Source organism: Polaribacter ponticola, from assembly GCF_026191475.2.
Taxonomy (GTDB): domain Bacteria; phylum Bacteroidota; class Bacteroidia; order Flavobacteriales; family Flavobacteriaceae; genus Polaribacter; species Polaribacter ponticola.
In genome coordinates, this window is record NZ_JAOSLC020000001.1 from 1 (window position 1) to 18977 (window position 18977).

General features: G+C 29.9%; 21 protein-coding genes. 1 reads left to right on the forward strand and 20 read right to left on the reverse strand.

Annotated elements, in window-relative coordinates:
- Positions 1 to 138 precede the first annotated feature (138 nt).
- Positions 139 to 1296, forward strand: coding sequence for a tyrosine-type recombinase/integrase (locus N5A56_RS00005; RefSeq protein WP_265726391.1), 1158 nt, complete (start codon positions 139 to 141; stop codon positions 1294 to 1296).
- Here the strand turns inward: N5A56_RS00005 and N5A56_RS00010 are convergent.
- From N5A56_RS00010 to N5A56_RS00105, 20 genes are all read right to left on the reverse strand, one after another.
- Positions 1293 to 3464: a hypothetical protein gene (locus N5A56_RS00010; protein WP_265726949.1), complete on the reverse strand. Its 2172-nt coding sequence runs from the start codon at positions 3462 to 3464 to the stop codon at positions 1293 to 1295. The two genes, N5A56_RS00005 and N5A56_RS00010, sit on opposite strands and share 4 nt — an antisense overlap.
- Positions 3436 to 4500, reverse strand: coding sequence for a hypothetical protein (locus tag N5A56_RS00015; protein WP_265726950.1), 1065 nt, complete (start codon positions 4498 to 4500; stop codon positions 3436 to 3438). Before N5A56_RS00015 ends, N5A56_RS00010 begins: the two co-directional genes overlap by 29 nt.
- A gap of 3 nt (positions 4501 to 4503) precedes the next feature.
- Positions 4504 to 5817, reverse strand: a complete 1314-nt coding sequence (locus N5A56_RS00020; protein WP_265726951.1) for a hypothetical protein — start codon at positions 5815 to 5817, stop codon at positions 4504 to 4506.
- Positions 5818 to 5954: 137 nt separating this feature from the next.
- Complete coding sequence (locus N5A56_RS00025) at positions 5955 to 8012, reverse strand: hypothetical protein (protein ID WP_265726952.1); 2058 nt, start codon at positions 8010 to 8012, stop codon at positions 5955 to 5957.
- Between the two features lie 2 nt (positions 8013 to 8014).
- Entirely contained in the window at positions 8015 to 8389 is a 375-nt protein-coding gene (locus tag N5A56_RS00030; RefSeq protein ID WP_265726953.1) for a hypothetical protein, read from the reverse strand.
- Positions 8390 to 8505: 116 nt separating this feature from the next.
- Positions 8506 to 9024: a hypothetical protein gene (locus tag N5A56_RS00035; protein WP_265726954.1), complete on the reverse strand. Its 519-nt coding sequence runs from the start codon at positions 9022 to 9024 to the stop codon at positions 8506 to 8508.
- Complete coding sequence (locus N5A56_RS00040; RefSeq protein ID WP_265726955.1) at positions 9017 to 9757, reverse strand: hypothetical protein; 741 nt, start codon at positions 9755 to 9757, stop codon at positions 9017 to 9019. The genes N5A56_RS00035 and N5A56_RS00040 overlap by 8 nt, the downstream gene beginning before the upstream one ends.
- Position 9758: 1 nt before the next feature.
- Positions 9759 to 10217, reverse strand: a complete 459-nt coding sequence (locus tag N5A56_RS00045; protein WP_265726956.1) for a hypothetical protein — start codon at positions 10215 to 10217, stop codon at positions 9759 to 9761.
- Between the two features lie 2 nt (positions 10218 to 10219).
- Entirely contained in the window at positions 10220 to 10672 is a 453-nt protein-coding gene (locus tag N5A56_RS00050) for a M15 family metallopeptidase domain-containing protein (RefSeq protein ID WP_265726957.1), read from the reverse strand.
- Complete coding sequence (locus tag N5A56_RS00055; RefSeq protein ID WP_265726958.1) at positions 10672 to 11028, reverse strand: phage holin family protein; 357 nt, start codon at positions 11026 to 11028, stop codon at positions 10672 to 10674. Before N5A56_RS00055 ends, N5A56_RS00050 begins: the two co-directional genes overlap by 1 nt.
- A complete protein-coding gene (locus N5A56_RS00060) occupies positions 11025 to 11291 on the reverse strand; it encodes a hypothetical protein (protein ID WP_265726959.1) in 267 nt (88 codons plus the stop codon). Before N5A56_RS00060 ends, N5A56_RS00055 begins: the two co-directional genes overlap by 4 nt.
- A 1-nt stretch (position 11292) precedes the next feature.
- Positions 11293 to 11724, reverse strand: a complete 432-nt coding sequence (locus N5A56_RS00065) for a DUF1353 domain-containing protein (protein ID WP_274270104.1) — start codon at positions 11722 to 11724, stop codon at positions 11293 to 11295.
- A complete protein-coding gene (locus N5A56_RS00070) occupies positions 11724 to 12245 on the reverse strand; it encodes a hypothetical protein (protein WP_265726961.1) in 522 nt (173 codons plus the stop codon). The genes N5A56_RS00065 and N5A56_RS00070 overlap by 1 nt, the downstream gene beginning before the upstream one ends.
- Positions 12246 to 12256: 11 nt before the next feature.
- A complete protein-coding gene (locus tag N5A56_RS00075) occupies positions 12257 to 12865 on the reverse strand; it encodes a hypothetical protein (RefSeq protein WP_265726962.1) in 609 nt (202 codons plus the stop codon).
- 294 nt (positions 12866 to 13159) lie between these two features.
- On the reverse strand, positions 13160 to 13972 hold the full coding sequence (locus N5A56_RS00080) for a DUF6712 family protein (RefSeq protein WP_274270105.1): 813 nt from the start codon (positions 13970 to 13972) through the stop codon (positions 13160 to 13162).
- A complete protein-coding gene (locus tag N5A56_RS00085) occupies positions 13969 to 15315 on the reverse strand; it encodes a hypothetical protein (protein WP_265726964.1) in 1347 nt (448 codons plus the stop codon). Before N5A56_RS00085 ends, N5A56_RS00080 begins: the two co-directional genes overlap by 4 nt.
- Before the next feature lie 34 nt (positions 15316 to 15349).
- Positions 15350 to 15688, reverse strand: a complete 339-nt coding sequence (locus N5A56_RS00090; protein ID WP_274270106.1) for a hypothetical protein — start codon at positions 15686 to 15688, stop codon at positions 15350 to 15352.
- 394 nt (positions 15689 to 16082) lie between these two features.
- Positions 16083 to 17597 (reverse strand): hypothetical protein, encoded by a 1515-nt coding sequence (locus tag N5A56_RS00095; protein WP_265726966.1) that lies wholly within the window; start codon positions 17595 to 17597, stop codon positions 16083 to 16085.
- Entirely contained in the window at positions 17587 to 18147 is a 561-nt protein-coding gene (locus tag N5A56_RS00100; RefSeq protein ID WP_265726967.1) for a site-specific integrase, read from the reverse strand. The genes N5A56_RS00095 and N5A56_RS00100 overlap by 11 nt, the downstream gene beginning before the upstream one ends.
- 575 nt (positions 18148 to 18722) lie before the next feature.
- Complete coding sequence (locus tag N5A56_RS00105) at positions 18723 to 18911, reverse strand: hypothetical protein (RefSeq protein ID WP_274270107.1); 189 nt, start codon at positions 18909 to 18911, stop codon at positions 18723 to 18725.
- Positions 18912 to 18977 lie beyond the last annotated feature (66 nt).

Genomic DNA, 18977 nt, shown 5'->3' on the forward strand with positions numbered 1-18977 from the left:
CCAGTTCCCGCTACTAAAAATAGCACAAGCCCTTTTTTTATAAGGGCTTTGTTGATTTTAGACAAATTACCGTCTCAAATTTGTCTCACATTGATGTTTAACTTTTTGCAACTGGTTTAAAAACCTGATGTAAAAAAAATGTCCACTACTCAAAAAATCAGAAACGTATTAGTTCTTGTAGATTTTGTTCCAGCAGAATTAAGAGAAAACAAAACTTGGAAGATAGTTTACTACGTTAAATGCCCTATTGATAATAAGCTTAAGAGAAAGCAAAATAGAGTCAAGCCTTTAAAAAGTATTACAGAAAGAAGAAAGCTGGCCAGAAAAATGGTTTTAGAGCTTAATAAAAAATTAGAACGAGGTTGGAATCCATTATTAAACGATAATGAGATTAGAGGTTTTGTTAAATTTTCTGATGCTGCACGTTTATTTTTAGATAGAACTGTTAAGGAAGTAAAAAATCAAGATAAAAGAGCTGATACATTAAGAAGTTACAAGTCCTTTATAAAAAACATTTCAGATTATCTTGAGGAAATTAAAGAACAAGATATGTTCGTTATCAAATTTAAAGATGAATTGGTGCGAGATTTTTTAGATGTTGTTTATTACGATCGAGATAATTCTGCAAGAACTCGTAACAATTATTTAAACTTTATCAAAACGTTTAGTGATTGGTTAATTCGTCATAAATACATATCTCAAAACCCTACTACAAGAATTGAGCTAATCCCAGAAAAAACAAAAGAACGTGAGGTTATTCCAGACGGAACTTTAAAAGAAATTTTCAAATTTTTAAAAGAGAAAAAAGAAAATTATTATATGGTTTGTTTGATTTGCTACTATTGTTTGGTCAGAAGAACTGAAATAACTAAACTTAAGGTAAGCGATGTAATTTTAAAAAATGGAGTAATTTATGTGAACAAGAATGTGGCTAAAAATAAAAAAAGTATGCCGGTTACTATACCAGATGTTTTAATTCCTTTTTTGGTAAACCATTTAAAGAATGCAGAAATGGGCGATTATTTATTTTCTGACAATTATTTACCCGGACGAAATAAACTACCTCCTAAAAAAATATCTGACGAATGGGTAAAAGTAAGAACGGCCTTGAATTTACCTAAAAAATATCAGTGGTATAGCCTAAAAGATACAGGTATTACAAATTTATTAAAGGCAGGAGTTCCTCCAATAGCTGTAAGAGATCAAGCACGTCATCATAGTATTACGCAAACAGAAGCTTATACTCCAAAAGAAATTTTAAAAGCAAACGTTGATATCAAAACAGTAAAAATTTAACTTGCTGTAACTGTAATATCAATAGTATTTGTTAAACCAACAGAATTAACTACTGTTAATCTAATAACATAATCCCCTGCTAAATTTATATAACCACTATTTGTAAAACGAGTTATAGAATGAACTGTATTTTGAGATTGAAAAATACCAGAGGCATTTCCATCAGGACTACTTAATACTTCCCATCCAAAGGTTAAATCTAAACTTTGAGGATCGGTTGAATTGTTTGCATAAATATCTATATAAAATGAACTTGGAAAACCAAATTGACCTATAGAAATTGATGCATTGAATTGTGTAACAAGTGTTGTTACAGAAGAAAAAGAAGAAGTAAAAGCTACAGGAGGTAAATAAGTAGTGTTACCAGATCCATCATCTACTACTAAATTAAAGTCTGGATAACTTTTTAATTTAAAGAGGCGAAATTTAACGCTTTCAAATAATGAATTGAGATTTGTTCTTTGCAGATTATGTACTAAAAATGAATTGTTGTAAAACCAAATAATACTTTCTGAATTCAATTTAGAAGACACATAGATAGGTAATTTTAAAGTTTGATTATACTCTTCTGAATTTAAAAGCTGAAACATCCAACGTCTTAAAAACAAGTGAATAAAACCTAATCTAGAGTATAAATTTTCTCCATCATTTATTAAAGGTTTAGCATTTGCATTGCTCTCAAAAAACAAAATAGAATTACTTTCTTGATTACAAACTGCTGGTTGACCTTCAATAAATAGTGACTTTAATGGTTGTAAAGGCATTGTAAATTCAGTATAACCAATTGCTGAAGGTATGAACTCTCCTTTCTTATTCATATAAAGTGTTTCTCCATCATCAAAAGAAATCTTATACCCTAACGATTTATTTAACTTTCTTGGAATAGATTTTGTCATATATTTTGATAAATCTATTTGTTCAATTGAAGTTTGTGTTGAGTTAAAGAAGTTAAACTTAACTGTTTTTGTAGGTTCATCAAAAACAGATGTTAAAGACATACTTTCTTTTAAATCTGAAATGTATTCTCCAACACTTTTATCTGGTAGTAAATCTTTTAAATCAATAAAATCTTTATACAAAGGCCTTTCAGTTCCTGTTATTTCATAATCTCCTTCAAGAGAGTTTTTTGTATTTGATGAACAAATAACTCTTATCTCTAAATCTTTACCAACATCCGCTGCTGCAACATGTATTTCAGCATTTATACTTTTATCAAAAGTGCTATTATCATTATTTCTTGCTATAGCGGCATCTGCTAATTGATTGTCAAAATAAACCTGAATATAGAACTCTTCGTTTGCAACAGTAAAAGAACCTTTTACATTTAATTCTATAGAATAGGATCCTTTTGAGTATAAAGCAAAAATTCTTACATACTTATTATAGGTTACAGTAGATGGAGAATATCCAGAAATATTAGATTGACTTAACGTTACTGTTAAATTGTTGTTTAAGAAGTAATCTTTATTAGTGTAAAAAATAGAATTATTATGATATTGTAATGCTTTGCTAATAGATGCGTGCGTGTTAAAATCTCCTAAAACAGTATAATCTATTTGAGAAAATATAAATTTCACTATTTCCTTCACATAAATAAAAGGTCGTATTTCACTCATCTGTTTTACTTCAATTCCAAAAGATGTTTTTAATGATTTTTCAAAATCTCCATTGGTGTTTTTATTTAAAAACTTCAAATTTGAGCCCCAATCATTGTCTTTATAGATTTCTGGATGATATACTTCAGAAAAATTAATTAAAGTATCTGGATAATCTTTTGCAATAGTATCTTTTGCATATTGGTAAATATCATTGCCTATATTTAAAACAGGCCAAGGCAACATTTTTAGAGGGATATCAAATATTGTTAATTTATCTGGACTGTAGTAAAAAATTGATTTTATACTATTATCAATATTCAAAATCATTAGTTCAGCATCGTAATACCTATCATTTCTAAATAAAAAGCCTGTAACAACATTATTACCATCTACACTATTATGAGAGCTTACAAATTCAAAAAAAGGAATAAAGCCTCGTTCGTTTGGTATGTTAAAAGGAAATGATTGTTGTTTAATCAAATCTTTTTCAAAGAAAGAATTTTCATCAGAAAAAGTAATGTCTAAATTAGAAAGGTCTAATCTAAAATCCTCTGTAATAAATATTGTCATTTTCTGAATATTTAAATGTTAGTGTTTCTTTTTGAGTGTAATTATCAGTTTCAAAAGGCATAATTTTTTGAGATAGTTTTTTAGTTAACTTCTTAAGAGTTGGAAGCTCATATATATTAAATGACCTTAACAAATCTACTATCATATTGTACTTAAACTCGTCTCTAATATATCCAGTATCTATAATAACTTCTTCTTTTTCTTCTGTAACATTAGTGCTAGAAATAGATTTATTGTTAACTACAAAAATATTTTCTGAAGATTTAAACGAAATAGGATACTTTTTTTCTCCTGTAAATTCTATAGAAGTTAAAGTTCCGTAAGAATTTTGATAAAAAAATAAAGAATGATCTACTTCTGGAGGCAAAACGTAAAACTCACCAAAATTAAAAACTGAATTATCAGAAAAAACTAATGATAAAGTAAAAGAATCAATGTTGGTTCCTATTACTTTATCTACAGGAATAAACAATGTATGTAGCTTTTTTGATGATGTATAACTAGGTAGATTAATTTCAGATATTACACCGTTGATTTCTAATCGAACTTTAACAGGAAATAATGTAGCATAAAAAGAAAAAGATAGTAGATTTTTTAAAGTAGTAGATGTGGATTGTTTTATTGGTAAAAAGTATTTACCTGCATCAACTACATTGCTGAAATTCACAAAATTTACATCTCCTAAAACCATAGAAAAGTTTATAGTTTTAGTATCTAGTTCAGTGTTGTTTTCCATTTCTTTTAAAACACAAGTAATAGCAGCGATATCAAAAGAAGTAAAATTAAAATCGGTAACATCAATTTCAGATACTTCTAATTTTTGAGTTATAATCGAATGTATATAGTTTTCAAAATATAATTCTGCTTCATTGTTAAAAAAAGGAATTTCAAAATTATGATTCCAATTAAATGCATCAAAAACAACAGATAGTTCTACTTTTAAAAAGTTAGCATTATTTACAGTAGCAACTAAAATTTTATTGTTTTCTAAAGTACCGTATAATTTATTCTCTTCGTAATTTCCTAAATAGTTCATTTTTTAACTTCTGGTATTATTAAAAATATCTTCGTGTTCCTGGTCAATTTCTTTTTGCCTTAAAAAATCCTCGTAATCCTTTACTACATAACCTTTAAATCCTGCATCAAGCTTTGAGTCTAACTTCAATAAAAGGCTCATTAACATTTGGTTCGTTTCATTGTTAGCTGAAGTTTCATTACTATCTTCATCATCAAAAATTGGAGCAGGTGTAGAAGAAGTTGTAGATAAGCCTCCATCAAAAAAGCCAGGGCCTTTTAAACGTTCACGTTCTAAATATTGAATTGTTGGTGCATAACGTGGGCTTTCGGTCATCCATTTTGGAGAAACCCATTCGTTTATATGATAAGGACCATTAGGAGTATCCATTGCAACTCCATCTTGATAATCATAACGAATTGCTTTATCTCCTGTAAACCCTCCTTGATATTCGTTATTATATGAGTTTTTTAAGTGAACATTATTTTCGTTAGAAGAGTGGGTTTCTGTCTTTTGGTTTTTAAGTTCTTTCTTATTATAAGAATTCGATGTGCGTGAATTTGAACTATAATAGTTTTTCTGATAATTAGTACTGCTATTTCTGTTATATCCTCCTTGATAATAACCAGTATCTACTTTAGCTGTTTTAGTATTTTTAATCTGATTTACTCTTGCTAAACCAGCAGATGTTGCTGCAATAGCTGCTGCAATACCTAAAGGAACACCAATAATAGGTATTTTTGAAAGTGATGTAAACGCAGATTGAGCACCTTCGTAAGTACTCATTACTGCTTCAGATATCTTCATCGCTTTCCAACCAGCTGAACCTTTATTAAAAGCTTCTGCTGCTTGACCTAAACCCTGCTTTATATTTCCAACTTTTTGTTGTTCTGTAAGTTCAGACCATTCTACTTCTTCTTTTTTAGCTTTCTTTTTACCTTTATCAAAAGCAGTATCTACTCTTTTTTGTTTAAGATTGTATTTTTTGCGAATTACTTCTTTTAATTTTTCTGCACCTTCTACAGCTTCTACTTTTGCAAGCTCTTTATCTCTTTCAATTTTTAATTCTTCTGTAGCAATCCATTTTGCTTTATCTAATAAAATTAAAACACGTTCTTGTTCAGTTGAAGCTGCTGCTGCATCTCGTTCAAACTTTTGAGATTCTTCTTCTATTCTGTTTTCTTCTTCAATAGTTTTTACACGCTCTTTAAATTCTGCATCACGTAATAATTTTAATTCTTTACGTTCTAAATCTTGTGCAGCTTCTAACTCTTTTATTTTGTTGTGATGCTGAACTAATTCCTCTTCAGATAATAAAGATTCTTCGGCTTTAGACAACACAAATTTTTCTTTTAGTTTAGCATACTTATTATCTATACCTTGTAATTCACGCTCAACACCTTGTTTTTGTTTTAGCTCACGTTCTTCTTGTATTTTTTTAAGAAGTACATCTAATTCTTCTTCTGATTTTTGAATTAACTCTTTCTTTTTTGCTGATAGTTTTTTTGGTTTTCAAGTTCTTTATTATCTACAATTGGTTTTACTGTTTTTTTATCTTCTGCTTCTTGGATTTCTCCTGCACCAGAAACAGAATCGAAATGCTCTTTTAGAATTGCACCTCTTGCTTTTTGTTGAATTTCATCAATTTTATCGCCAATTTTTCCATATTCATCTAAAGCACCAGTAGCAGAATTTTTAATAGAACTACCAAATTTTGTAAACGATTCTCCAACACCTTTAAAGTTTAAATCTTTTAAATTTGTCCAAGCATCGCCTAAATATTTAAATGCACCAATAATTTCTAAAGCCGTTTTAACCAATATTTTTTTAGTTTCAGTAAAACGCATTGGTAAATTTTGGAAAGCCAATTTTAAATCAGAGAAACCAAGCTTTACTTGTAAAAACCAATTTTGAAAATAATGTACAATTGCTCCAACTGATTTATAAAAAAAGGTTTTTGTTTTTGTCCAAACAATAGAAACATCATTAGAGAATTTTGCGTAATTGTCAGATTTTAAAGCATCATCTTGTGCCTGTTTTAATTCTAAATGAGCATCAGATAAACGCTTCATTTCTGTTTGCACTGGTGTTAACGCAGCAGCTTGTTCATTTAAAGCTTGATTGTAAACTTCTAATACTTTTTGAGATCCTGCAATGTCTTCTCCAGCCGATTTAAAAACATCTGCTGTTAATTGGGCATATTGTTGTACGTTTAATTTTGCTGTTTGAGTTTCTTTGGCAATTAATTTAATAGCATCTTTTGTAGTGATAGAGCCATCAGAAATATTTTTAAATAGTTTTTTAGTAAATTTTTCTCCAAAAGCATTTTCTAAAGCTTCTTTTGTAGAATTAGTTTGCTCAGTTAAAGCTGTATCTACTTCGTGAATGGAATCTATAAATTTATCTTTATACAATCCGTTTTCATAAGCTTTATTAATTAAGTCTATATTTTCTTTAGCAGTAAAACCAGCCTTTGCTAAAATTGGCGAAAACTCAATAACAGAATCTGTAAACTCTTTGTTGGCACTTGCACCTCTTACATAACTATCTTCTATTAAATCGAACGCATCTTTGTAAGAAATACCATAAGCTTTTACTAATGCTTTTGCTGTAGTAATGTTTTCTTCAAACGTGGTTTTTTCAAAAACATCTGCTAATGCTTGCGCTCTTATCCGTGCTTGGTCTAATTCAGCACCAACTAAATTTGTAATTTCGGAAGTAGTAATATTTGCTTTTTTTACTTCTTCGTTATAATTTACCCATTCTTTAGTGGCTAAAGCTACACCAGATAAAACAGCAATTGCAGCACCAATTGGTGTTGCTATAAACGCCCAAGCTGCTTTGGTTATATTTTTAATATTACCTGTAATTCCTTTAAGTCCAGATTTTACAGCTTCTAGATCTCCTGATAAAAAACCATTTGTAATATTACCCCAATGAGCACGAGCTTCTTCTAAAGCATTATTTTGAGTTCTTATTTCATCAGTAAGGTGTTCGTATTGTTTTTCGGCAGCTACTAATTCAGCCTTTTTTTCTTTGAATTTTGGATCTGTAAATTCAAGTTCCTTTAATTCGTTTTGAAGTCTATTTACTTTATTAGAAACGCCTGTAAATGTTTTTTGATTTTCATCTAAAACCTTATTTGTTTTTTCTATTTCTAACGAAATTAAATTATAAGCCTCTTTGGCTTCTTGAAGTTCTTTTTGTTTCTTTTTAAATTTTGGATCTGTAACCTCTAAAGTAGCAAGTTCTTTTTGTAAACGATTTACTTGATTAGAAACACCTTGTAAAGTTTTTTCGTTTTCGTCTAAAACTTTATTAGTACCATTAATTGCAACTTTAATTTCGGCATAACGTTCTCTGGCTTTTTTTAACTCTTCTTGCTTATTCTTAAAGTTTGGGTCTGTTTCGTGTAAATGTTTTAACTGACCTCTTAATTTTCCAATTTCTGCACCTACACCAGCAAGCGTGTTTTTAACTTCTTTACCATTTATAAAAATTGATAATTGTCTTGTAATTTTTTTGTTTGCCATTTTTAAAAATTGATTTTAGAAACTACTTCATCTCCTCTAATTTCTCCTATCTCTGTAGCCAAAGTTTCTAAAGCATTGTTAGCTTGTAAAGCATCATTTAAAAAATTGGTATTGCTTAATAATCGAAGTTTTACGCCATTGTTTTTGACTCCGTCAAATCCAAAATGCTGTTTAAAGCCGTAATGAGGCATTTTAATTACTAATCGTTGTAATTCGCCTCCTTTCATCTTACTTGCTACTGTAGAGCGTAGCATTTCGCTATTTCCTTGTGTAGTTTCAAATAGATTACGGATTTCGCTTTTTAGCGATTTTCTTAAAAATAAAGCCGCTTTTTGACCTGCTTGTTTTTCTAATTGAGTAAAGTTTTCTAAAGCCATTTTACACCTAATTTATATGGCAATTTAGGTGCGTTGGTGTTTTTAAAATAGGACAGAAAAAAACTGCAATTATAAATATCTATAATTGCAGTTTTTAAGTTAAATGAGAATATAAATTAATCTAAATCACTCCATTTAGAAACATCTGGAGTAGTACATACTTGATTTTTTAACGCAACTTCACATCTATAACCATACAATCCATCAGAAAATAATGGTCCTACTTTAAAATGATGGAATGAATTTTTATCGACCATACCATACAACCAATTCTTAACTCCATTAATTTTGGGTAAACTAGCATCGTGTAAAATTCTGGTTTCAATATCAAAAGAGATTTGTTGACAAAAATCAAGTACTTCATTTTGTGCATCGTATTCATCTAAATTACCAGTTTTAGTATTTGGCTTTCCTAAAATGGTAAATGCAGTTGTATTGGTGTGCTTGGTTTTGGTTTTATCTCCAGAGGTTTGAGTTTCTACTGCATCAATTAATTTTACAGGTAATTCTACACCTTTACGCAATGCTCCTGTAACTTCAGAAACATTCCAACGATATTTGTCTTTAATATCTTTATGAGCATCTGCTAATGCTTCTAGATAATTGACAACTGTTAATAATGATACTCTAGGCATTTGGTTCTTTTTTTAGTTGCTCTTCAAATTCACTTAAAAAAGTATATACATTAGTAGTTTTAGTTTCGTTATGAGAACCAAATTTTGCGCCAGATAAATGCAATATCAATTTACCAAAACCACTACTATTTGGTGTTTTTTGCTTTTTAGTGGTTTTAGGAAATACAACTGGGAATTGCGTGTACAAATATTCTCTACAACCTTGGTATGTTATCGCAGTTGCTAACAAAATTGGCTTATTAATTTTAGAGAGTGCTTTTGCACGCTCTTCTAGTTCGGTTTTATCAAATAATAAACGTTTTCCTTTTTCGTCTTTTTCTCTGTACAAAACAGCAACTAAATATTGTAAGTATTCAATATCTTTTGTTTTGTGCCATCCTAAATACAAATCTTCTGCGTGTGCAAATTCATCTACATTTAAATTCGTAATTCTTTCATTTGGAGCAAACAATTGTTTGTTTTTGATTTTAATGACACTGATGAATTTGGTGCGTTCTTGGTATTCGTATAAAAAAGAGTAATGTTTTTTTAATTCTGAAATTGGCACGTTTTTTAAAACTTTACCAGCTTTATATGCTTTGAAAAATTGCCACCAACGTACATTTAATAATGTAAAAAAGACTAATACATCTTGAATTGCATTTTTTTTAGAGTGAAAAATACTAGCCAACTTCTTTAGTTGACGTTCAGTTAGATCATTCCAATTAGTAGGTATGTTAATGTTTATTGTCATTTTAAGTAATTACAGATTTTTTAAGTTTAGTAATTACTATACCAAATACAATAAAGCCAATTATTATAATGAAGCCTAGAGCTGCTATAGCATAAATAAAATATTGAGGATTAAAAGATGTTTCACTTTTAGTTTTTGTTTCAATATCGTTTTGAATTGCTTCTTCTATTCGTGTAATTTTCTCGTTTATTTCGGCTTCTAAACAGTCTATTTTTTGATTCCCTTTTTTATCGAAAGTAGTCCTTAAAATAGTTTTAGTTTCGTAATTAACAGACGTTATAGTGGTGTCTTTATAAATTATATTTGGAAGCTCTAAAGTTGTTTTCCCTCCTTTTTTAGTAGTTTCTACAACTTCTGTTTTTGTGTCTTTTGTGCCTTTGTCTTTAGAAAAAAAACTTTTCATTGAAGAGCAGGAAGAAAGGAAAATAAAAATTAGAGTTATGTAGATTAATTTTTTCATAATTAAGGTTTTATTAATTCGAAGTGAGGAAAGTCATCGAAAGATTGATCATAATCTATAATTCCATCAGAATCCCAATTAGCACCCCATCTAATTAAATGAGTAATTTCTCCTTTTTGGTATAATTCTTTTGCACAGGCATCTATTAGTCCTGCTATATAACTTAATGTTACTCTGTCATAGGCTAATTTTCTCCTAGTTGTTAAATCTGGATGATATCCATAAATATCTACAGCTAAACTGGGTTTATAGTTATGTTTTCCCATTTTAGAATAGCCATCAATCTTTGATTTTCCTTCTACAAATAATTGATGTTGTCTTGATTTAGACCTATGTCCTTCAGATATGCCAAAATCTACTTTACTTATAGAGATTGCTAGACTCATTATTTTCTGTAAATCAGAATGGCAAGTTGATAGTTTCTTTGCGCTATTTTTACCGAATGTATATCCCATTATCTTTCTAAATTATCAATTTCATCTTGAGAGACTTCTTCTACAGGTTTATCAATCTTTGCTTTTTTCTTTACAAATAATGATGCATAAGAAATCAGTTCTTGTATTTCGTCTAGAATATCTTTAGAAAACACTCCAGAAACAGAACACGCAACAAATATTACTTCATCGCTTGCGTTTAAATAATTTTTTAAAAGAACTCCAACGCAAAATCCTACAAAAGCAGAAATTGCTAGAACACTTAAAAAACGTTTAAAACTCATTGTATTTCTTAATCGATGTACAATTGCTCCTATTAAACCGCCAATAACATACCCACCATATTTAGAAGCTACATTTATTAAGTAATCTTTCATTGTAAATAAATTATTAAAGTGATTACTAATCCGGGTATAATGGTAAATGCGAAATCTAAAAACTCAACATTTCCATGACCTTTAGAATCAAAAAATTCTTTTGAAGCTGCTAATACAACACTTGGTAATGCAATTAACCAAAGTGCATCAAAAATAAAAAATCCAATTACTCCTGCAATAGAGTATAAGAAGCCCCAATAAAAGTGACCTAACTTATCTGCTTTAGGTGTAAATTTTTGAATCAGTTTATATAAGTTTTTCATACTAATTAGGTATTGATATTTGTTTTGAATAGAAAAAACCGCCAATTAACCTTATAACAGCGTGAGTTAACCAATTTTTAAATTTCTTTTTAGGGGCTAATTTTTTACGCCAAAGCGTACGCTCTTTATCAGCGAATAAACGAGCTTCATAAAAACTATTATTGAAGTGCTGAATTTGTCCAACTTTATCAACCCATAACTTATCGTGAATTAAATCTCCCAGAAAACCTTTATCTATTGGAGAAAAAATAGACCACGCCCATTTTGGTACTGAAGCTAAATCTGTTATAAAGCCTTTTTCGATCGTTAATACATAACCATCTGATAAAGTAACTTCGATATCTTCAGTAACTTCAAAGGTGCGTTCTCCATCGAAATGAGGAACATACCTTATAGGTATATAGATTGGTGTCTGGAGGAATTGCAACTTCATTACTCTTCAAAGTTGAATTGCACACCTAAAGGTTCTCCATTTAATTTCCAACTTTTTAAAACAAATGCTTTTGCTAACTGTAGTCCCATTGCATCAAGGTTTGGATGAAAAATTAGTGCATCTCCAATATTATCTTTTAAAAGATAGCTTTGAATAGATGTGTAATTTGGGAAACCAACTTCAATAGGTTCTGAACCATCTAATTGACCACCTTCTTGTAAGTAAACAAATAAATCTTTTGTTTCTCCGTCTTTTGTTACATAAGTAGGAGCATAGCTATTTGGAGTAAATTCTAAAGTATCAGCATCTAATACTTTAATTTTATCTACTTCAAATGGTTTTAATTCTCCATTTTCATCTTTGAACTGAATATCTTTATAGTTCTGGCATAACCAAAAAGAGATTTTTAATTTATCTAACAAAGGAATGTCTGAAAATTCGCCATCAGAGACAAATATATCTTTGAGTATCTCTTTTGTAATTGGATGAATGTAATTTGAATTTTTTAATACTAGTTTCATATTATTTAATTTTATTGTGCTACGGGTAAGTTATTTGAATGAGTTTTAGCTAAATTTTGGAAAGAACCAGATTCTGAAGATATATTCCATCCTGTAAGCCAATTAATTGAAGCAAATTGACCTCTTGATACAAATAAGTTTCTCACAGCAATAGAAGGAATTGTCCAGTTAGTGTTTAATTCTCCTATATATATGACAGGTAAATTATTTTCAAAACCTAACCGAACTACATGGCTAACAACTGTGTTATTACCTAAAATAGTACAAGAAGAATTTTCCCATAAACCTAAATGGGCAGATATTATCAGTGTAAAAGATGTGTTTACAGAATAATTAATTACATCAATTACTATAGTACCTAAGCAGTTACTAGGCTTATAAGGTAAAGTTATTTTTAAAGCGCCTGTAAAAGCTGAATTTAAATGTTTATTGCCATCTATAGGAACTAAAAGTGTACAATCGTTATAAGCTACAACCCCAGGAGTATTTCCATTCAAGTCATCTAACCGTTGTTTATTGTCTTTAGTGTTGTCATGAAGTTTACGAATATTCGTTCTTAAACCATCTCCTTGACCATCATTAGGTGTTGTTCCTGTATTAATTGTATCGTAAAATGCCATATTAATCTATATCACAAGTTATGTTTTCGTTATCGCAAGTAATTGTTTCCGAATCGCTCTTAAAAAAGGAGGCGACACGATTAACTCCTTGTTTTAAAACACTAAAAATTCGTATCATAATTCAAATATCTAGCTAATCCCATTTTTAAAATAGGACAACTTTTTACAAGCCAACTAAAGACTTGGTATTGGTTAATGTTATATGCTTTTGTGCTTCTTTAATCTGATATTCTGGAAATTTTACAGTATTCGAAACCATTAGCTTAATTGCCAGTTTTAAATATTCTTCGCCTTCTACTTTCTTGCTTTTTTTGTGTGGACCAGAAAGTCATTCACTTTTAAGTTAATATTGGTAACTGTTTTTTCATAAGGCAATACATCAAATCGCATGTGCATTCCTTTAGCATCTAAAACAAACATTCCGTTATCTACTGTTTTCATTATTGTAAAAGCAACAATAGATTGTTGTAATAATTCTTTTACTTGTTTTCTTACTGTATCTGTTTGGTTAATTTTTAAAGCCACTAATAAGTTTGATCCTATAACTGGACTGATAAATTGATCTTCGACAACTTTAAGCGTAGGTTTCATAGCTACAAAAGTTTGCCTACTGTTAAAGATGTGATAGTATTTATTAAGAATTGACGTTTTGTTTACTAATAATTCTTTGTAAACTGTATAGCAATCTGAACTAAACCACGCAGAAAATTTATCTGCAGATTTTTCCATTACTTCTAATAATTCATCCAATGCTTCGTGACCAGACTTTTTAAAAGAGCGTTGCAATTCTTTAAATTGTTTATCGGATGCAGTTTTTGTGTTTTCATTAGCGGTTACATGAATACCATTATCTGTAACTTGAACAGCTCCTATAGGTAAATACAAGTAATAGCCAAAATTAGCAACTGCTTCTTGAGCTAATGCTTGAGCTTCTTTTATAATTGCATCCGTTTGTGCAGATTCAAATACTAATAATTGAGCTGAACCAATTAAAGGTTTCAAAAAATTACGTTCGGCTTTTCTTAAATAAGGTTTTACATTATCTATATCTACTGAACCATTTACAGAAATATATTCTCGAAGTGTTGCTGTATCTTTTATAATCATAATTGAGCTTCTTTTTGTGTTCCTGTAGGGTTTTGATCTAAAGTTGTAAAAGTTGTTTCTTCAAAACCACCAACTAGTTTTTCGTCCCAACCATTGTAATCTTGAATAAATTCAAAAATTTCTAAAGTGGTTTCTCTGTCTGGTTTTTTTAAAGCGGATAGAATAAACCAATCTAATCTTTTATCACTTCCAGAACCACCACCGTCTTTTGTACCAGGTACTCCTGCACCAATTAAAGAAGGAGAAACTCCTGCTGCTGTTAAAGCTGCTTGTATTCCTGCTGCTGTATCATCTAGATACGCACCGTCTTTTTTACCTTTTTCGATTTCAGTAATTTTTAGTCCAGGTTGTGGAGTGCCATTATCATCTTTATAAATAATTGACATAATACTTTTACCTCCATTTTCTACACCACGTAATGATTGATCTAATTGTTCAATAAATTCTTTTCTAATTTCATCTTGTTTTTCTGGAGTAAAACCTTCCCACTTATTATTATACTTTCTTTCAAAGTATTCTTCAAAGACTTCAACGTGTAGATTCACGTTCATTTTTTCTTCTAAAAAGGCTTTCTTAAATTTTGGTATGGAATTAATAATATCTAACCAACCACTACTTTCTATAGACTGCCATTCTGGATCTGGATAATAACCGCTAGTAAGCATTGGAAAACAAACAGGACGAACAAAGTTGTGGATTTTATGTTTTTTGCAGTATTCCTTTACTTCTTCAGCTGATAAAAAAGAGTTGATTAAAGGTATTTTATCTACATATTTTGATGCAACATCAACGCCTTCTTCCCATTTAGAAGAAACGTACAAATTATTTATTGTACGTGTGTTTTCGTCCATAATTTCAAAACGACTATCTGCTGCGAATTGTCGTTTTACTCGATTTATTTTTTTGAAATCTTTAGACAAAACATATTCTGGACACGCAAAATGCCAGTATTCTTCATCAGAAATAATTTCTTTAAAAAAACGCTTCATCCTGTTACGTTTAAAAAAAGCATTAATCTCTGGATGCTTGTGTAAAGGAATTTGTTTTATAATTCGTTTTGCATTTTCGTAAGTTTCTTCTGCTAAAATAAAACCAGAACCATAGTGTGCATTTATATTAACTCTTAAACCCCTTCTTAATGTTCCAGTGGGTTTTATTTTCTTTGTTATTTTTTGAGGATAGTCATTATTAGCACCCCAAGCTGCAATTTTACCAGAAGCGTTTTCGGTATGCAGAATTACACTAGTTACATTTGCATCTGTTTTTTTAGTTGAAGCGAACGAAACTATAGCTTTGGTATTTCCTCCTGTAATGGCTACATCGCCTATAAATGTTGTACTCATTAATAAATAACTTTTTTACCGTTAATTGAAATAATTAATCGGATATGAATTTTTTCTTTTGCCCATTTTGTAGTTCTAAATTTCTAGTTCGGTTTTCAAAATGGTTCGGATTCTTTTTTGCTATTACTGGAGTCTGAACTTCTTTAATTAAAAAATGAGTTTTGGTTGATGAAAATCTTAAAGAAGATTTTGTTTTTAAATTATCAACTTTAGCTCTTAATTTTTTCACTTGCTTATACTCATAAAGTTTACCGCCAGTTTTAGAATTTCTTTGAAGCGAACGAAATGTGATGTCAAAAGGATAAGCGTTACCTTCTTTATCTTTTTTATCGATTATCGCAAGTGCATCCTTTAAAGAAATAGTTTCTTCCATAATGCTAATTTCGTGCGACTAGTCATTTTAAAATAGGACAGAATATTTTTAATCATTTTTGTAGTAGAAAAGAAGATTATTTCTAATAAAAGCACGTTTTTTTATTAGGATAAGATTAAAAAACAAACTATTCGCATTGTTTTCTTATTGATAATCTCATTTTTTTAATAGTAAGTGTTTTATTTTCAAATACTTAAATGTTAAAATATTCTTGTAGAATCTCTTTTAAGAGTTTGTGTAATCGCCTCGTCCTTTGACGAATGACAATTGCCATAGTCAGAAAATGAGGATATATGAATTTTAAGTATGGTTTAAGCTATTTACACTCCTAGCAACAATACATTATACAGTTGTTGGGTTGCTATCCTTAGAACATTTTATTTGATTTTGATGTTTACATCGTAGTTGGTAAGTCCCAGTATTCTTTTGCTGGTTTGAGTAGGTGCTTATAGATAGAATAGATAGGGATATCAAATGCATCTGGTAGGTGGGTGGTGTGTGCTTGATTCATAGAACTATTACGTTCATCTTTCTTTACTTTCTCTATTCCATTCTTACCTTCTTTAGCTTCAGCACGTTCCAAGCCAATGATAAGATTAGGGCAATTGTATTCGTTTATTTCTATAGCAGGATATCGTGAACTACTTTGTTTCAACATCATATTGATAAGAATATATTTATCATTATGTGGTGCAACAGGCTTGCGTTTACTCTTGTCATAAACTGTCCATCCTTTCTTTTTTAGTAATGAAACCAATACATCTCCATAGGTTTCATTTGTGCCTTTCTTTACCTTGGCATTACCATCGTGTCCATAATACAAATGCACTGTTTTGTTAGGTAGTGGCGCATAATATTCAACAAAATCATTAATTAAATCTTCTTCATCTTTAGAATCACTTTGTTGTGATGCCCAAAACTCTTTTAGAGTCCTATGTTTATTAGGTAGTTTCTGCTGTACAATTGCACCAGAAAAAGTACCCCAATCTATAGATAAGATTAAAGGTCTGCTCTTATCTATATCACAATCTTGTTTACAATTGAATGATGCCTTTGTATAATTACCTGTGATGCTTACCAAATAATCATTCTCTTCATCTACATAATAATGATGTGGTTTTAATTGAGGATAAAAACCGTCTAATATTTCTGTTGGGCGTTCGTTTAAAATTTCTGCTCTATAATGCAGTTCACTTGGTGCTTCTGCTTTAATTTGCTCTAAATATCCATCTTGTAAATTGTGCATATTTACTTCTGCAGATGCTTTTATAAAGTAATGTGTTTTTCTGTTTTCTGGTAATTTGCAGAATTCTTCTTTATCTGTAAACCATTTACCTCTTTTAGTCATTGCAGTGGAAGATGCGTATATTTTAGCACCAAATAAAGAACAATTTTCAAAACGTGCCTCTTTTGCTCTATTTGTAATGGTAACGTTATTGTATAATTTTACAGGATCAAATAAAACAGCTTCATCGCCAACTTCTCCAAAAGAATTTAAACCACGTCCAGAGCTGGTATTATCCATAGAAACAAACTGAAACGTACAGCCATTAGACCAATGCATAATGTTGTTCCATTTGTCTGGAGTGTAAATTGGTGCATCATAGCCTAATTTAGTACCATCTTTACCAATTACATAATCTATATTTTCAAAAATATTTAGTTTTTTAAGTGCATTTTTTGTTGAAGGTAGCATTGTTGCTAAAATCTGTTGGTATGTAGGACCCACAAAAGCAAATGAGGCTCCAGGCATTTGTTGCACCATTCTCAACATAATATAAGCGAGAATAAAAGACTTTCCAGTTCCACGTCCCCATTCTAAATAGATGACTTTTTTACCTCCAAATTCTATTTGAATTACAACATCTAATTGCGCATCATTCAACTCAAATTTTAATTTATTCTTCATCTTCTATAACAATTGCTTCTGCATCTACTATTTTGTTATAATCGCCAACACCACTTTTACCACTGGCTATAATTCTATCTATAACCAATTGTGGAGCAGAAATAACCACTTTTTTATACTCTAATTTCTCTGGATTAAAATTGGCAGCATCTTCTTTTGGTAAGCATTCTCTCATAGCATCGTGAAAACCTTTTGCAGATTTCATATCTCCTTTTGCCATAGAAGTTTTAAAACCTTCTAAAGCAAATTGATATAACAATGCTCTTTGCCCATCAATATCAGCTCGTAAAACATTTCCATACAATTTTTCTGCATTTCTAATATCTCTAAATGCTTGCGCTCTGGATATTGGATATGCTTTTTGCAGTATAACAGCAACTTTGGTTTTGTTTTTGTATTTGGTTAAGGCTGTCCACGCTGCAAGCCAACGCTCGTTAACCAATTTTTGATTTGGAGTAAGTTTGTGTTTTTTAGGATCTTTGTAATGCGCCCAAACTTTATCTAAAGAAGTATCTCCATTATTTATTAAAGCTATATTATCTTTTGCCATATTACAAAAATGGCAATTGTCAATACTTTAGAATAGGACAAAAAAACCACCCAAATTAATGAGTGGTTTTTAATTCTCTCTATTTTTTTGACAGACCATTGTAAAGGTCTTAATGATTTATGTTTGTTTATTTTATTTTGAAAATTAAGCCTATTCAAGGAAGCATTTACAGAATGCTCTCTTACTTCTGAATTCTTTATATGTGATATTATTTTTGTAAGTTCTTTTGTGGTTAAAGGTTTGCCTAAACTTTTGAGTAATTTATAAATAAATAAATCTCCAGGTATTAAAGTTTTACCATCATAAGATATTCTATCAATATTTATATCAATAAATTGTTTAATACTTTTTTTTGCCCCCTTAAAAGACTGTTATTAATTATTAATGTTTCTTTAAGTAATTTGATTAAATCATTTTTATCCATTTTACTTATATTGGATTCCCACTCTTTTGTGAAAAAAGTATAATAATCTTTCATAAGTAAATTTAACTATTAAAATGTGTATGATACTTTACAAATTTCTTTATTTCTTCTGGATAATTTTTTACCAAAAAAGAAAGTGATAATGCATTGTTCAAAAATGTGGCACAGGCTTTTTTTGTGGCTCATTAAAACATTGATCGTTAATTTCTGTAATACAATCGTGTAATAGTTGTTGGCTATCTTTAATGTAGTTTACGTGTCCTTCAAAACTATCTAACCACCAAGCTAATTTTCTTTCAATTGGTTCTTCGTCTTGGGTTTGTTCTGTACTTTGTCGCATAATAAAATGTTTTATAAATACCCAAGTAAGTCTGCGACAAAGTACAGCAATTAAAAATTGAAGTCT

Bases quoted from the DNA above. Each gene is read 5' to 3' on its own strand.
- N5A56_RS00005 (WP_265726391.1), top strand. From the start codon at position 139: ATGTCCACTACTCAAAAAATCAGAAACGTATTAGTTCTTGTAGATTTT.
- N5A56_RS00010 (WP_265726949.1), bottom strand. From the start codon at position 3,464: ATGACAATATTTATTACAGAGGATTTTAGATTAGACCTTTCTAATTTA.
- N5A56_RS00015 (WP_265726950.1), bottom strand. From the start codon at position 4,500: ATGAACTATTTAGGAAATTACGAAGAGAATAAATTATACGGTACTTTA.
- N5A56_RS00025 (WP_265726952.1), bottom strand. From the start codon at position 8,012: ATGGCAAACAAAAAAATTACAAGACAATTATCAATTTTTATAAATGGT.
- N5A56_RS00030 (WP_265726953.1), bottom strand. From the start codon at position 8,389: ATGGCTTTAGAAAACTTTACTCAATTAGAAAAACAAGCAGGTCAAAAA.
- N5A56_RS00035 (WP_265726954.1), bottom strand. From the start codon at position 9,024: ATGCCTAGAGTATCATTATTAACAGTTGTCAATTATCTAGAAGCATTA.
- N5A56_RS00040 (WP_265726955.1), bottom strand. From the start codon at position 9,757: ATGACAATAAACATTAACATACCTACTAATTGGAATGATCTAACTGAA.
- N5A56_RS00045 (WP_265726956.1), bottom strand. From the start codon at position 10,217: ATGAAAAAATTAATCTACATAACTCTAATTTTTATTTTCCTTTCTTCC.
- N5A56_RS00050 (WP_265726957.1), bottom strand. From the start codon at position 10,672: ATGGGATATACATTCGGTAAAAATAGCGCAAAGAAACTATCAACTTGC.
- N5A56_RS00055 (WP_265726958.1), bottom strand. From the start codon at position 11,028: ATGAAAGATTACTTAATAAATGTAGCTTCTAAATATGGTGGGTATGTT.
- N5A56_RS00060 (WP_265726959.1), bottom strand. From the start codon at position 11,291: ATGAAAAACTTATATAAACTGATTCAAAAATTTACACCTAAAGCAGAT.
- N5A56_RS00065 (WP_274270104.1), bottom strand. From the start codon at position 11,724: ATGAAGTTGCAATTCCTCCAGACACCAATCTATATACCTATAAGGTAT.
- N5A56_RS00070 (WP_265726961.1), bottom strand. From the start codon at position 12,245: ATGAAACTAGTATTAAAAAATTCAAATTACATTCATCCAATTACAAAA.
- N5A56_RS00075 (WP_265726962.1), bottom strand. From the start codon at position 12,865: ATGGCATTTTACGATACAATTAATACAGGAACAACACCTAATGATGGT.
- N5A56_RS00080 (WP_274270105.1), bottom strand. From the start codon at position 13,972: ATGATTATAAAAGATACAGCAACACTTCGAGAATATATTTCTGTAAAT.
- N5A56_RS00085 (WP_265726964.1), bottom strand. From the start codon at position 15,315: ATGAGTACAACATTTATAGGCGATGTAGCCATTACAGGAGGAAATACC.
- N5A56_RS00090 (WP_274270106.1), bottom strand. From the start codon at position 15,688: ATGGAAGAAACTATTTCTTTAAAGGATGCACTTGCGATAATCGATAAA.
- N5A56_RS00095 (WP_265726966.1), bottom strand. From the start codon at position 17,597: ATGAAGAATAAATTAAAATTTGAGTTGAATGATGCGCAATTAGATGTT.
- N5A56_RS00100 (WP_265726967.1), bottom strand. From the start codon at position 18,147: ATGGCAAAAGATAATATAGCTTTAATAAATAATGGAGATACTTCTTTA.
- N5A56_RS00105 (WP_274270107.1), bottom strand. From the start codon at position 18,911: ATGCGACAAAGTACAGAACAAACCCAAGACGAAGAACCAATTGAAAGA.